Below are 15,282 nucleotides of genomic sequence, written 5' to 3'. Positions count from 1 at the left end.
CACTGCAAGTCGTTAATATACTTTTTTCTTGATTCGGGCAGCTTTTCCCCTCAGATTACGCAGGTAATACAGTTTAGTCCTGCGTACTTTCCCTTCGCTGTTGAGTACGATATTGTCAATGAATGGAGAATTCATCGGGAAGATACGCTCTACACCTATATTATCAGACATTTTTCTAACTGTAAAACGCTTGGCATCACCATGACCGGCGATCTTGATTACCACACCCCTATATTGCTGTATACGCTCTTTATTCCCTTCCGCAATACGATAAGCTACCGTGATCGTGTCACCACTCTTGAATTTGGGAAATTCTTTCTTTTCTCCCGCGAAAGACTCTTCCGCGATTTTTATTAAATCCATCTTTTAATCAAGCTTTATGTTAATAATTAACCCTTTCAACGCAATATAACGGCATGTTACCGACAGAGATTGCGTAAAGCGAATGCAAAGGTAGGAAAATTTCTTTAAATCTGATATATAAAATACAATTTAATGTTTATTTTTTGCGCTTTACCTTGATGCGAAAGGTAAAAAAACGTACTTTTGACCTGTTGAAATTAATATATTTGTGATATGCAATTAAAAACAATATGGATTGCCATTACAGCCATCATCCTGCTTTCATGCAATCAACAATACCGGATTACAGAAATGTCCGGCACTATCGTCGAGATGAACTCCTCGTTCGATGCAGACCCCGACCGGGAGATGGAAACACTCATTGAATCCTATAAAACGGAACTTGACCGGGAAATGAACGTAGTGATCGGTAAATCAGCACAGCTTATGGACTACAAAAGACCCGAGAGTTTGTTAACAAATCTCACCTCGGATGTAATGAAAGCGTACGGAGATGAGCATTTGCCCGAGGGAGCAGATATGGGGGTGATGAACGTCCACGGACATCGCGCCACTTTGCCCGCCGGGGATATAACTATTGGCAACCTCTACGAAATTTACTCGTTCGACAATACCATCACCTTTCTCGATCTGAAAGGCAGCGACCTGAAAAAGATGTTCGATGCATATGCCCGTATCGGCGGTGCAGGTATATCGTCGAATGTAAAATTGATTATCGAAAAGAATAAAGTAAAAAGTGTCACCGTCGACGGAAAAACTATTGACAAAGACAAAATCTATCATATCGTCACGCTCGACTATTTGGCTGAGGGGAATGACAATATGAGTGCTTTTCACAATGCTGTCACCAGCGTCAATAGCGGCGTCACGCTACGCGACGTGATGATTGATTGGGTACAGGAACAGACCCGGCGCGGAGATGAAGTCGAATCTACTCTCGATGGTCGCATCACGGTTCGGTGATCCCGATAAGTCGGGACAAATCTACTCATTAATCAACACATCAATAAATTAACTATTCAAATAAAAATGCATTCAACAAATAACATCATCATACTCTGCCTCGCCCTACTATTCTCCTCTCCGGTTTTTTCCCAGAAAAGAATTGTCATTCTCCACACCAATGATACCCATAGCCGTATTGAACCTCTACCCAAAACAGACAAGACAGCTCCGGGCAAAGGCGGAGTGGAACGACGGGCATCATTTATCAATGAAGTGAGAAGAGAAAACAGAAATGTACTTCTTTTAGATGCAGGTGATTTTGTACAAGGTACACCCTATTTCAATCTTTTCAAAGGGGAAGTAGAAGTAAAAGCGATGAACCTGATGAAATACGATGCAGCCACATTAGGCAATCATGAATTCGATTACGGATTGGAGGTACTTGAAGAGATAATCCGCAAAGCTGATTTTCCCGTTATCACCAGTAACTACGATTTCTCTCAGACAGGATTGGCCAATTTAGTAAAACCCTATGTAATCCTGAAAAAAGATGGTGTGCGGATCGGTATTATCGGTATATGTGTAAAACCTCAGGGATTAATTGCTGCCGAAAATTACAAGGGAATGAAATTTCTTGATCCGGTAAAGACCGCCAATAAACTGGCCGGACAGCTTCGTTCGCAACAAAATTGCGATATGGTGATCTGCCTTTCCCATCTTGGCTACCAGCAAGACCAAAAACTGGCCGAATCTACCCGCCATATCGACCTGATCATTGGAGGGCATAGTCATACTTATATGAAAGAACCGGAGATACGTAAGAATCTGGACAATAAAGATGTAATGATTTATCAGACCAATGGCCGCGGGAGATATGTGGGAAAGATTGATGTGGAACTGGAAAAAACCGAAAGATAATTCGATGATGTGATAATTTGGAGATGTGTTGATTCAAGGGAGATTGATTGAGTTTGATTTAATAATAGAACTTACACATTTATATAACTAGCTAAAAATAATAAATTTACAATTAAGATAAGAAGAGAATAATTATGAAGGGACCTACGATAAGGAAGATACTTTTTCTCTATATATCCGTTGTATGTCCATTACTAACAACGGCACAGATAACTACCGGTTTGTATGGACAGGCGGACAAGCAGGTAATGGACCGATGGGTTGATTCGGTATATTCAAAAATGTCCCTCGACGAAAAAATCGGCCAGCTTTTCATGCCCATAGTAGAACCCAGCAGCGGATGGAAGACAAAAATATCAGGATATATCCGGAACCAGAAAGTGGGAGGACTACTCTTTTCCAAAGGAACTGTCACTCAACAGGCAGATATCACTAATTACGCCCAGCAGGTTGCCGATATTCCACTTCTGATTGGTCTCGATGGTGAATGGGGTCTGTCGATGCGACTGTCTGATGCCCCAAAATATCCACGTAATATAATTATTGGTGCTATACAGGATGAGGAGATCGTAAAACTTTACGGGCAAGAGGTGGCGCGCCAATGCAAAGAAATGGGTATCCATGTGAATTTTGCCCCTTCGCTGGATGTGCATAGTAATCCCAAAAATCCTATTATCGGCACCCGTGCTTATGGAGAGAATCCGGTAAATGTTGCGAAGAAAGGGATTGCTTATTCGAAAGGGCTGGAAGAGAATGGCGTAATGTCGGTAGCCAAACATTTACCCGGTCATGGCGATACTTCAGAAGATTCGCACAAGGCACTTCCAACCATCCTCCATGGCCGTAACCGGCTGGAAGAGGTGGAACTGCTGCCCTTCCGTGAATATATTAACGCAGGGTTATCAGGAATTATGACGGGACATCTCGATGTACCGGCATTGGGGACAAATGGAATGCCTGCATCGCTTTCTCCTGAAGTGGGTGTCAGTCTCCTTAAAGAAGAGATGGGCTTTACCGGGCTTACTTTTACCGATGGGATGGCAATGAAAGGTGTTTCAGATCAGCCCCACGCAAGTGTAAAAGCATTGCTGGCCGGTAATGACATTATACTGGGCGTGATAAATCAGGGAAAGGAATTCACCTCAGTAAAAAAGGCAATCGAAGAGGGGACAATCCCCACCACACTCTTGGAGGCAAAGGTGCGGAAAATCCTTTCCTATAAATATATCCTCGGAGTTAACCAATTCGTTCCTATCAATACCTCTACCGTCCTGAATCGTGTCAATGCTCCTTCCGCCGAATGGGTACAACGGAAGATTTACGATGGTGCTGTCACTCTCCTCAAAAACGAACAGGAATTGATTCCGATTAAAAAACTCGACGAGACAAAGATCGCTGCCATAGCTATTGGTGCTACAACTAATAATATATTTCACAAATACCTGAAGAAATATACCTCAATAAGCACATTTACTACTCAATCCACAGCATCCCTATCAGAAATAAAGGGATTAAAGGAATATGATACAGTTATTATCTCCATTCATTCAAATAACGTGGTCGATGCTCCTGCCCTCCAACAATTGGCGAAAGACAGAAAAATAGTATTGGTATTTTTCACTTCTCCCTACAGATTGGATAATTTTCAAGATTTGGTCGGCAATGCTGCAACAGTGATAATGGCATATGATACTACTGCGTTTGCGCAGATGAGTGCCGCACAGGGTGTTTTCGGAGGAATCGGGATGAGTGGGAGACTGCCGGTTTCGGCAGGAACTTTCGGGGAAGGAACCGGGCTGAATACAGAGAAAATGCGTCTGGGTTACTCTATGCCCGAAGAGGTGGAACTGTATTCTGAGGATTTCAGTGAGATAGAAAGTATTGCATTGGAAGGAGTCAGGCAGCGGGCCTATCCAGGATGTCAGATACTGGTGGCAAAAGACGGGGTAGTCATTTATGAAAGGGAATTTGGTAAATTCGATTATGGAGAAAGCCCCGAAGTGACAGACGAGACCGTTTATGATCTGGCTTCAGTTACCAAGACTACTGCCACACTTCCTGCCATCATGAAATTATATGATGAAAAAAAAATACGTCTTCAGGATCCACTCAGCAAATTCCTATCGCAGACCAGAGGAACCAATAAAGCCAGCCTCACCATACGTTCTTTATTACTACATGAAACCGGAGTACCCGCTTTTATTCCCTATTATACGTCAGCCATTGACGAGAATAGCTATTCCGGCACATTGTTCGGCAAAAAATCGGCAGTTTACCATGCCCGTTATGCAGGAGCCTGGGGCCGTACCGATTATAAATTCCTGCCCGAGCTAATCTCTACCCGTGAATCGGAAGAATTTCACCTCCCCGTGGCCAAAGGCATTTATGCCAACGACAAGATGCACGACAAGCTATTGAAAGAGGTCATTGACACACCATTGAGTCGGAAAGGGAATTACCGGTATAGCTGCCTGAATTTCATGCTGTTGAAGGAAGCCGTAGAGTCTGTTTCAGGAATCGATCTTGACAGTTATGTGAAACAAAATTTTTACCATAAGCTGGGAGCTTATACCACCACCTTCCAGCCACTGAAGCAAATACCCATTGAACGGATTCCCGCCACTGAAGATGATCCATTTTTCCGCAAGCAACACGTACGTGGATATGTACATGATGAAGGAGCCGCCCTTTTCGGTGGAATTTCAGGAAATGCGGGACTTTTTTCCAGCGCCAACGACCTGGCCAAACTCTACCAGATGTGGCTCAATGGAGGAGAATACGGGGGAGAACGGTATCTCAGTGAAGAGACGGTCAAGCTTTTCACAAAAACGAAGAGCAGTGTTAGTCGCCGTGGTCTGGGATTTGATAAACCTGATCCTGCCAACAGCAGATACAGCCCCACCAGCCCAGGAACACCCATCGAAGTATATGGACATACGGGATTCACCGGCACAAGCTTCTGGGTAGATCCTGTCAATAATATGATCTATATTTTCCTTTCAAACAGGGTAAATCCTTCCCGTACGCCCAACCGTCAATCCACATTGAACATCAGGGAGCGCATTCAGGAAGAGTTGTATCAAGCCCTGAAAGCAACAGCAAACACTAAAACAACGAATTAGAAATATATACTATGCAGCAAATCATCAAAAGCGCTCATCTTGCCACCGATGTAGAAAAAGCGATCCAAAGTATCCATTATGATAAACTATTCATACTCACGGATGAAAATACCCATACCCATTGTCTTCCCTTACTTACAGAAATACCTTTGTTGCACGATGCCAAAGAAATTGTAATCCCTGCCGGCGATTCCAACAAGACAATTGAAAACCTGAGTAGGGTCTGGCAACTCCTCACCGAAAACGGTGCCACCCGCCATTCGCTACTGGCAAACCTGGGAGGAGGAATGGTGACTGACCTGGGAGGTTTTGCCGCCGCAACCTTCAAACGGGGAATCACTTATATCAATATCTCCACCACTCTACTCGGGGCGGTAGACGCCGCTGTAGGAGGTAAGACAGCTATTAACTTCGGAGGATATAAAAACGAGATCGGCTCCTTTTACCCTTCCAAATCGGTAATTATTTCATCCGATTTTTTCCGGACACTCGATCATACAGCCCTCCTATCGGGGTATGCTGAAATGATCAAACATGCATTGATCCATTCAGAAGCAGAATGGGAGAAAATCATGGCCTATTCTTTCGACGAGATCGACTATACCAAATTGAATGAGTTGGTTTTTCGTTCCATAAAGATCAAACAGGATGTGGTAGAAAAAGATCCGTTCGAAAAAAATATCCGGAAAGCATTGAATTTCGGTCACACAACCGCCCATGCTTTCGAAAGCTTCGCCATGTCCAGCGGGAGACCTGTCCCGCATGGTTATGCCGTAGCATGGGGTATGATCGTGGAACTCTGGCTATCTTACAGATTATGTGATTTTCCGAAGGATAAATTACAAAGAAGCGTTCGTTTTATCCGAGACCATTATGGTGCTTTTCCTATTACGTGCGACTATTACGAAGCATTATACGAAATTGCCCGGCACGACAAAAAAAATATAGGCGATCTTATCCATTTTACCCTCTTGAGTGATATAGGAGAAGTGAAGATCGATCAAACCTCCGACAAGGAGTTGGTGTTCGAAGCATTCGATTTCTACAGGGATTCGGTAGGGCTGTAACGGTATACAGTGGCACCCGAAAACCACCAGACGCACTATCAAAATATGTCAAACGCCATATAAAACTCAAAGAAAAAAAACACTGTATTACAACACCTTACACTATTATTACAGACAGATAAGAAGGCAGGACCCCATACTTATGAACGACTTGAAGATGACGTCCTTGCAGTACCTGCCGGATACTTGAAAGATTGATAGAGCATGTCCTAACAAGCTATCAAGAAGAAACATGCATTACAATTTACCATTATACGCTTTTGTAGATTTATCATAAGCATTCACTTTATACATAATTATAATGTTAAAAGTATTTTTCAAATAATACTTTTTACAAACAACCGTGTTTCCTAATACAATATAGTTGTTGGAGATATAATATATAAAACGGGCATACGAATTGTTCGTGCAGTTTAATCGTATGAAAAACGAAGAGGAGAGGCAGATAAGAAAACTGAAAGCCGGGGATGAAATAACCTTTAAAAGGCTATTCTATCTCTATAGCGACCGGCTTTTCGCCTGGGCGAACAATATAACCCGTGACCCCATGGCAGCGGCCGATATTGTACAGGATTTCTTTATCCGATGTTGGGAAAAAAGAGATATACTGCCTAATAACTGTTCTTTCAAAGCCTACGCCTATAAATCCATTTACAACGCCTCCTTGAATCATATCAGGGACAATAAACGTTTTGTACAGGGTTATGAAATCACTATAGACTTGATTGACGACGATGTGCCGGATGAAGATGTGGAAGAATTAAAAAGACTACTCCTGAAAGCCATTGACGAATTACCCGACCGGTGTAAGAAAATATTTGTAATGACAACACTGGAGAAGAAAAAATACGTTGAAGTAGCCAATCTGTTGGGTATATCCGTCAACACGGTTAAAGTACAGGTATCCAAAGCTTATCGTATTTTAAGAGAAAAAATAGGATAAAAGAGACAATATCCGGATAATACTTTTTCAAAATCGTCGTGTTATAGAGTAAACAAACGAATAGATGAAAATAGAAAAAAATATATTTGATAAATGGGAGTTGCTATTAAGGGTATTAAGTGAAGAGATACCCGAAGAGGACCGCCATTTTCAATATTGGCTTAATGAAGACATTGAAAACAGGAAGCTCTACCTATCATTAAAAGAGGGAGAAGAAAACGACGAGCCATTCGACAAGGAGCAGGTTTTCAATAATATCTCCAATATACTCAACCTGAATATCGAAAGGAAAAAACCCTTATATCTAAAAAGAGGGTTTAAATACGTTGCCTCATCCGTGGCAGTCATAGCTCTATTTTTTATCGCACTAAATCATTATACTTCTAAAGAAAACACAATTCCTGAAAAAGCAGAGAAAAATATTTATGATCCGGGCTCTAAAAAAGCCTATCTTCTTTCAATGAAAGGTGAAAAGATTGACCTCTCCGAATCTTTTGAGGTGCAAAAAGAGGATGGTACAGTTATTTCAAATAGTAGTGAGGGAGTGATAAGTTTTGAAAAAACGGCATCTGTCAAGAAAAAAATAGAACAACAAACCATCTATGTACCCAAATCCGGTGAATATGAACTGGTACTTGCCGATGGATCTAAAGTCTTTCTTAATTCGGAATCACAATTGACGTTCCCCTCCTATTTTGAAGGAAATACCCGCCGCGTGGAATTGACCGGAGAAGCTTATTTTGAAGTAAAAAAAGATGGAAAACCGTTTATTATCCAAACTCCGGATCTCAGTATCGAAGTACTGGGCACTTCGTTCAATGTCAATGCGTATCAGACAAATCCGTATATAAATACCACTTTAGTGGAAGGGAGTATCCGTATCCGGCTGTCGGAAAAACAGGAAACTTTTCTGTTACAACCCGATCATAATCTCCGGTTAGATAAATTATCAAAAGAAATATCCGTTCAGCGGGTAGATACTGACATTCATACAGCCTGGGTAAAAGGAGAGTTCATATTCAGGAACCAACCTTTGACTGAAATATTTGCCCAGTTGGAGAGATGGTATGATTTCAAGATCAAATATGAAAACCCCAATATAGCGAAAATGCGTTTTACCGGAAGTGCGGAGAAAGCAAGACCTCTTAATTATTTGTTGGATCTGATTCAATCAGTTACAGACATTCAATACAAATCTGAAGGGGATAAAATAATCCTGTATAAATAACATTCCGTACAAAATAGAGAAGGCTGCCCGATCTTAGGCCTTTCGGACAGCCTTATGCAATAAAAAACTGTTGTCATCTTAAAAATTAATCATCAACAATTCATTTAAAGCACTCAAATTTATGAAAAAAAAGAGACTTAAACAAAAATTCCCTTTAGAGGAATTCAAGAAACTATTATGTATCATGAAATTGGTTTTTTTCTTTTTGTTGTTGAGTTCCAATCTGGTATGGGCAGGGCAAACTTATGCCCAGATCACATCACTAAACTTGGACCTTAACAATGTGACGTTGGAAGAAGTATTCGATGCTATCCGAAAACAAAGCGAATTCGAGTTCTTTTATAACAATGATCAGGTAAACACCTCCGTGAAAGTAAATGTCAAAGCAAAAAATGCAGATATTAATGCAGTATTGGAACAAGTACTTCCCGCTATCTATGAATACACGATCAATGACCGCTATATCCTGGTCAATAAACGGAAAGAAGATACTCCCTTGATGTCACCGGAACCACAACAAGCAAAAAAGACGATTAAAGGCACCATTACCGACAAAGACGGAGAAACCATTATCGGTGCCAATATCATTGAGAAAGGCACTACAAATGGTACGGTAACTGATATTGACGGAAAGTTTTCTCTTATGGTATCCGACAATGCGGTAATCCAAGTTTCCTATATCGGTTATCTTTCTCAGGAAATTAATACGGTCGGCAAAACGGTATTGGATATTGTTTTAAGGGAAGATACGAAGAGTTTGGAGGAATTGGTTGTGGTGGGGTATGGAACGCAGAAAAAAGTGAATCTGACAGGTGCTGTAAGTCAGATATCGGGAGAAGAGTTTGAACAGCGCCCCGTGACACAACTGACACAAGCATTACAAGGATCAATTCCCAACTTAAATGTAACCTTCGGATCAGGAAAGCCTGGGACCAGTGGTAGCATCAACGTGCGGGGAACAACATCCATTAATGGAGGGGGACCATTGATTTTAATTGATGGCATTTTGGGGACACTGGACCGTATCAATGTAAATGATGTAGAATCGGTTACAGTGTTGAAAGATGCATCTGCCACGGCAGTATATGGAGCAAGGGGCGCCTTTGGTGTTATCCTTGTCACCACTAAAAACGCAAAAGAGGGTAAAACGAGTATTTCCTATTCAACCAATATAGGTTATACTACCCATGCAGTAAATACTAAATTTATCACATCAGGATATTGGAATGCCAAGATTAATGATGAGGCCATGTATAATGCCCTTGGATATGGGACAACCCGCTATTCCGAAGAAGACTATGAAGAGCTCTGGGCACGTGTAAACGATAAAACTGAGCATCCCGACCGTCCTTGGGTAGTAGTGAAACAAAATGCCAGTGGGCAGGATATGTATCGTTACTATGGGAACTTTGATTGGTTTAATTACTTCTATAACAAGAGACGCCCCAAACAGGAGCACAATATCACAATCTCCGGAGGAAATGACAAAACTCGTTATTCTTTGACTGGTTCCACTTCAAGAGAACAAGGTATTCTTAATATCAATCCCGATCATTTTAAACGCTATAATCTTCGTGCAAAAATAGAGAGTCAATTAAAAGATTGGTTGACGATAAGTAATAATACCCATTTCTTTAAATCGTCGTATGACTGGCATGGATTAGCTACCCCTTTCAATACGGTCTCAAATAATGTGAGCAATGACCCTATTTATCAGTACCATCCCATGTATGTACCTCGAAATCCCGACGGCACACTTACCGGATATTCGGGTATCAATAGCTATCCTATTGGTTATGGTATGCATAATGCTTTGGAAAGTGGTACTATGAAAGGATTCAATAAAGGAACGGAGATGACTAACACTACCGAAGCCATACTTACACTGATGAAAGGGTTGACTGTGACGGCCAATTATTCATATCGCGAATTTCGCTCAGAATATTCATATCGTTTTACGCCCCAGTATTATTCCAAATTCCCCGGAGTATTGGAGAAGCATAGTTTAGCAGCCCTCAGTCAAGATAGGCTTGACGAACATATGACGAAGTATCATTGGAACTTTATCAATGTATTTGCCAATTACCAAAAATCGATACGGAAGCATAACCTTGGTGTCACCGCAGGTTTTAACCAGGAGGATAGGGCCTATAAACGAATTGGAGGTATTGGTGATGATTTGCTCTCTGAATCATTGAACGACCTGAGTTTAGTCGTAGGAAATAAACAGTACAAAGGAGGTGCCGACGAATGGGCGGTACGTGGAGGTTTTTATCGGTTCAATTACAATTTTGACGAAAGATACCTTTTTGAAGCAAGTGGCCGTTACGATGGCACATCTCGTTTCCCCAAACATAGCAGATTTGGATTCTTTCCCTCTTTCTCTGGTGGATGGAGACTTAGTGAAGAATCATTTTTCGAAAATCTGCGACCTTACGTGGATAACTTAAAAATCAGAGCTTCATACGGCTCGCTTGGTAACCAAGAAGTAGGCATATACGAGTATATATCTTCAATGAGTACCGGGCAACTTGGATATTTAGTGGATGGACAACGGATTAACATAACCAGTCCACCGGCACCTGTCGCCAATACGTTGACATGGGAAACCATTACTACAAAGAATCTGGGAATCGATCTCAATATATTACAGAACCGACTCTCAGTAGAGGCCGATTTTTATATTCGGGATACAAAGGATATGTTGAGTGTCGGTCAACAATTACCCGGTGTATTTGGAGCCGATGAACCGCGCGTAAATGCGGCTGACTTGCGCACTAAGGGATTCGACCTTGTTATTGGGTGGCACGATCAGTTCCAGTTGGCAGGAAAACCATTCTCCTATAATATCCGTGGAATATTGTCTGATTATGTGGCACACATCACTAAATTTGAGAATCCTGATGGACATCTTAGTTCTCATTACAAGGGCAAACGATGGGGTGAAATCTGGGGCTATCGTTATGATGGCTTTTTCAAAACTACCGAAGAAGCACAAGCATGGGCTTCAATAGTAAATCAAGACCAGATTAACAAGCGTCGGGTTCAGGCACCTACGGAAGAATTACGTAGGTTACAGGCAGGAGATATCAAAATTTTAGATCTCAACGGCGACGGGATCATCAATACAGGGGCAAATACCCTGAATGATCCCGGTGACCGGGAGATTATCGGAAACAGTCTGCCGCGATATTCTTTTGGTCTTACCTTGGGAGGCGATTGGAATGGTATAGATTTTACTGTTTTTTTTCAAGGTATTGGGAAGCAGAATTGGTATCCAAATCTTGAAAGCCAGGCTTTCTGGTCTGTATATGCTCGCCCTTATGATTCATTTATTCCGATTGATTTTCCTAGCAAGGTATGGTCACCAGATAATCCTGACGCTTATTTCCCTTTCCTGCGCGGATATACCGCCCAAAACTCAGAATTGTCAGTAGCGAATGACATGTATCTACAAGACCTGGCATACCTGAAACTACGGAATGTAACCATTGGCTATACATTGCCAAAAAAATGGATGGATCGGATTAAAGTATCCCGTCTGAGAGTATATGTAGGAGGAGAGAATCTCCATACATGGACTAAATTAAAAACCGATTATCTCGATCCGGAAGACGTAATGTCTGACCCGACAGGGAGAAACTACCCAATGGGGAGAGTTTACTCATTTGGAGCACAAATAACTTTTTAGTAGAGAATCAATATATTAAGCATAGTCATATGAAACAGATATTCCATTATATAGTAATCAGTATAACTATTTTCTTGCTATCCTGCAATGATAGTTATTTAGAACGTTATCCGCTGGCGGAATTAGCTCCGGAAAACTACTTCCGCAACGCTAAAGAACTTGAAAATTACACAAACTCTTTTTACGATCAATTGCCTGATGCCCTGGCAATCCATTATAACAATCCGCATCAAGCCGATGATGAAGCCCGTAACACTTTACCGGATGAGTTCCGCGGAACACGTATTACACCGGGTAGCGGAGGTGGTTGGTCGTGGAGTGCATTACGGAGGATCAATCTTTACCTTGAATACTCGCACCAGTGTGACGATGAAACTGCCCGGTTCCTGTACGACGGGGTGGCACGATTTTTCAGGGCTTATTTTTATTTCGACAAAATAATCCGGTTTGGAGATGTGCCCTGGCTTGATTCAGTGTTGGGTGTAGATGATGAAAGGCTCAGGGCACCTCGCGACTCCCGTAAATTCGTTTTTGGAAAGATGCTGGAAGATATTGATTTTGCCATTGAGCACGGTCGGACACAGAAAAGTGGTCAGTTAATCACCAAATGGACGGCATTGGCGCTTAAATCACGGATGTGCCTTTTTGAGGGGACTTTTCGTAAATACCATGATTTGGGTGACTGGGAGGAGATTCTACAGGAATGTGTCAATGCATCTCAAGAGTTGATGAACAACGGGATATATAGTATCTATACAAGTAATCCCACCAGCGCATATCATGAGTTGTTTATTGCAGAAAATGCAATCTTGGACGAAATGATTCTGGCTCGTCAATATTCGGAAGGTGCAGCATTCATACATTCAGCCAATTTTTATATACTCTCTGCTTCTTATGGTAGACCGGGAATGCAAAAATCTTTGGTGAACAGCTATCTGATGAAAGATGGAAGCCGATTTACAGATATCGACGGGTATGAAACCATGCAATTCTATGAGGAAACGCAGGATCGGGATCCTCGTATGGCGCAAACTATCCGTACTCCGGGATATAAGCGGATTGGAAGTAATCAGATGAGCGTCCCCGATTTTGCCACATCTGTCACAGGATACCAGTATTCAAAATATATTCTCGCCCCACAGTATGATGCCGGTCGTAATATTAACGATATGCCCATATTCCGATATGCAGAAGTACTGCTGAACTTTGCAGAAGCCAAAGCTGAACTGGGAACACTTGCCCAAGATGATATCAACCGGAGCATCAAACTCCTGCGTGATCGTGTAGATATGCCTAATTTGGATATGGCAACCGCCAATGCCAGTCCCGATCCTTATCTTATTTCAGAATATCCAAATGTATCCACCGGAACCAATAGGGGTGTAATCCTTGAAATCAGGCGTGAACGGCGGATTGAGCTTGTAAAAGAAGGGCACCGCTATCGCGATCTGATGCGATGGAAAGAAGGGAAACGTCTTGAAAGACCATTCTATGGAATGTATTTCCCGGGAGTAGGAGAGTATGACCTTGACAGGAATGGCACTATCGATCTGGTTATTTATGAGGGCAGTGCCCCCACACCGGTTCCGGGAAGACAATACCAACGTCTTGGAGAGTTGGTGCTGGAGAACGGAAAAGATGGCGGTCGGATTATCAATTTACCGGATATCACTAAAGAATGGGATGAAGAAAAGGATTATTTATATCCCATACCATTAGATGAATTATTATTAAATTCAAGTCTGACCCAAAATCCGGGCTGGGATACGGCAGGAGGAATTGTTGATGAAAATAATAAATAAAAATATGAAAACAAAAAATATGACTCAATTACTTCTTTTTATATTTCTGATTTCTGTAGGATGTGGAAATGAGGAGTTTGATCCCGGCCCTTTCGCACGGGACAAGGAAGACTCTAAAACCCTACTTACATTTAAGGTATCGGATGCTACAGGAAATCCTATAAAAAGCGCCTATGTGGTATCCTATAGGAGCCTATCACCTAAACATATACGGATTGGAGAAGGCTTCACGAATGAACAAGGAGAAATAGAAATAGAAGACCCGAGCCATTCGAAAACAGGATATGCAACCGTTGTAGCCCCGGGTTATAATTCACGGAAGATAATGCTTGATATTGAACCGAATCAGGAAAACAATATCGATGTGACCCTGGCGAAACAAGATGTGCTCAAGATAATGAGTTATAACATAGAAGAGGGATTTAAAAATAATGCACAACAGAGGCAAGAGTTTGCTAACTGGGTAGCACAGTACGACCCTGACATTATTTTGTTACAGGAAATGATGCACTTTACGGAAGCCTCCTTTACAGCGTTTGCCAAAACTTATGGACATGACTATGCGGTGCTATCAAAAACGGTGGGATTTCCAACCGGCATTACTTCTAAAGAAGAAATCAAAAATGTCAGGGCCGTAATTAAGACCGGGGTGTTGCATCATGGTTATGTAACCGGTGAAACCTATGGAATGAGGATATTTAGTATACATTTATGTCCTTTCGAGGTGGATGACGATAGAAATAGCCATAATATTGCCAGGAAAGATGAGATAAAAATCATCATGGATGATGTAGCACAATATACAACTGTCCCGGTCATAATTGGTGGAGATTTTAATGATCATAACACGTTCGATCGTGATAGTTATGGCAATGGCTACCGATATGCCGGAAGGGACCACACCGTATATAATACGGTGAAGGGACGCAATTTTCATGACGTATATCCCTTGATCAACAATACGTTTAAGCCTTCATGGCCGGTAAACAACATATCAACAAATGGTCCCAATGAGGGAGCCAGATTAGACTATATTTTTGTCAGCGATAATCTGAAGAATTCAGTTGTCTTTTCGGATATTATACAATCGACCTATACCGATAAGTTTTCCGATCACTATCCTAATTATATCGAAATAAAGAAATAATAAATCAAATACAACCGTTATGTTAAATAATAAACATTCTAAGCAGATAATATATC

The 15,282-nt window shown here is 41.6% G+C and carries 10 protein-coding genes; 9 read left to right on the top strand and 1 reads right to left on the bottom strand.

Features of this window, described 5'->3' with window-relative positions:
- Nucleotides 1-12: 12 nt before the first annotated feature.
- The gene (rplS, locus tag B4G81_RS05805) at nucleotides 13-363 is read right to left on the bottom strand and encodes a 50S ribosomal protein L19 (RefSeq protein ID WP_294081013.1); all 351 of its coding nucleotides are present in this window, start codon (nucleotides 361-363) and stop codon (nucleotides 13-15) included.
- 213 nt (nucleotides 364-576) lie between these two features.
- Here rplS and B4G81_RS05800 point away from each other — a divergent pair, with 213 nt between their 5' ends.
- From B4G81_RS05800 to B4G81_RS05760, 9 genes are all read left to right on the top strand, one after another.
- Entirely contained in the window at nucleotides 577-1,326 is a 750-nt protein-coding gene (locus B4G81_RS05800) for a 5'-nucleotidase C-terminal domain-containing protein (RefSeq protein ID WP_294081011.1), read from the top strand.
- A 66-nt stretch (nucleotides 1,327-1,392) separates the two neighbouring features.
- Nucleotides 1,393-2,226 carry a bifunctional metallophosphatase/5'-nucleotidase gene (locus B4G81_RS05795; protein ID WP_294081009.1) on the top strand — a complete coding sequence of 278 codons (834 nt, stop codon included), beginning with the start codon at nucleotides 1,393-1,395 and terminating at the stop codon, nucleotides 2,224-2,226.
- 134 nt (nucleotides 2,227-2,360) lie between these two features.
- Nucleotides 2,361-5,348 carry a glycoside hydrolase family 3 N-terminal domain-containing protein gene (locus tag B4G81_RS05790; RefSeq protein ID WP_294081007.1) on the top strand — a complete coding sequence of 996 codons (2,988 nt, stop codon included), beginning with the start codon at nucleotides 2,361-2,363 and terminating at the stop codon, nucleotides 5,346-5,348.
- A gap of 11 nt (nucleotides 5,349-5,359) precedes the next feature.
- Nucleotides 5,360-6,415, top strand: a complete 1,056-nt coding sequence (aroB, locus tag B4G81_RS05785) for a 3-dehydroquinate synthase (protein ID WP_294081005.1) — start codon at nucleotides 5,360-5,362, stop codon at nucleotides 6,413-6,415.
- A gap of 421 nt (nucleotides 6,416-6,836) precedes the next feature.
- Nucleotides 6,837-7,358 carry an RNA polymerase sigma factor gene (locus B4G81_RS05780; RefSeq protein WP_294081003.1) on the top strand — a complete coding sequence of 174 codons (522 nt, stop codon included), beginning with the start codon at nucleotides 6,837-6,839 and terminating at the stop codon, nucleotides 7,356-7,358.
- A 64-nt stretch (nucleotides 7,359-7,422) separates the two neighbouring features.
- Nucleotides 7,423-8,586 carry a FecR family protein gene (locus B4G81_RS05775; protein ID WP_294081002.1) on the top strand — a complete coding sequence of 388 codons (1,164 nt, stop codon included), beginning with the start codon at nucleotides 7,423-7,425 and terminating at the stop codon, nucleotides 8,584-8,586.
- Nucleotides 8,587-8,707: 121 nt separating this feature from the next.
- On the top strand, nucleotides 8,708-12,277 hold the full coding sequence (locus tag B4G81_RS05770) for a TonB-dependent receptor (RefSeq protein ID WP_294081000.1): 3,570 nt from the start codon (nucleotides 8,708-8,710) through the stop codon (nucleotides 12,275-12,277).
- A 29-nt stretch (nucleotides 12,278-12,306) separates the two neighbouring features.
- Nucleotides 12,307-14,079, top strand: a complete 1,773-nt coding sequence (locus B4G81_RS05765; RefSeq protein ID WP_294080998.1) for a RagB/SusD family nutrient uptake outer membrane protein — start codon at nucleotides 12,307-12,309, stop codon at nucleotides 14,077-14,079.
- 4 nt (nucleotides 14,080-14,083) lie between these two features.
- The gene (locus tag B4G81_RS05760) at nucleotides 14,084-15,226 is read left to right on the top strand and encodes an endonuclease/exonuclease/phosphatase family protein (protein ID WP_294080997.1); all 1,143 of its coding nucleotides are present in this window, start codon (nucleotides 14,084-14,086) and stop codon (nucleotides 15,224-15,226) included.
- The last annotated feature ends 56 nt before the right edge of the window (nucleotides 15,227-15,282 follow it).

It is taken from the genome of Proteiniphilum sp. UBA5384, from assembly GCF_002410825.1.
Taxonomy (GTDB): Bacteria; Bacteroidota; Bacteroidia; order Bacteroidales; family Dysgonomonadaceae; genus Proteiniphilum.
Note: the sequence above shows the minus strand (reverse complement) of the source record. Positions and strands in the feature narration are given on the sequence as shown.

Bases quoted from the DNA above. Each gene is read 5' to 3' on its own strand.
- B4G81_RS05770 (WP_294081000.1), top strand. From the start codon at position 8,708: ATGAAAAAAAAGAGACTTAAACAAAAATTCCCTTTAGAGGAATTCAAG.
- rplS (WP_294081013.1), bottom strand. From the start codon at position 363: ATGGATTTAATAAAAATCGCGGAAGAGTCTTTCGCGGGAGAAAAGAAA.
- B4G81_RS05800 (WP_294081011.1), top strand. From the start codon at position 577: ATGCAATTAAAAACAATATGGATTGCCATTACAGCCATCATCCTGCTT.
- B4G81_RS05795 (WP_294081009.1), top strand. From the start codon at position 1,393: ATGCATTCAACAAATAACATCATCATACTCTGCCTCGCCCTACTATTC.
- B4G81_RS05765 (WP_294080998.1), top strand. From the start codon at position 12,307: ATGAAACAGATATTCCATTATATAGTAATCAGTATAACTATTTTCTTG.
- B4G81_RS05775 (WP_294081002.1), top strand. From the start codon at position 7,423: ATGAAAATAGAAAAAAATATATTTGATAAATGGGAGTTGCTATTAAGG.
- B4G81_RS05790 (WP_294081007.1), top strand. From the start codon at position 2,361: ATGAAGGGACCTACGATAAGGAAGATACTTTTTCTCTATATATCCGTT.
- aroB (WP_294081005.1), top strand. From the start codon at position 5,360: ATGCAGCAAATCATCAAAAGCGCTCATCTTGCCACCGATGTAGAAAAA.
- B4G81_RS05780 (WP_294081003.1), top strand. From the start codon at position 6,837: ATGAAAAACGAAGAGGAGAGGCAGATAAGAAAACTGAAAGCCGGGGAT.
- B4G81_RS05760 (WP_294080997.1), top strand. From the start codon at position 14,084: ATGAAAACAAAAAATATGACTCAATTACTTCTTTTTATATTTCTGATT.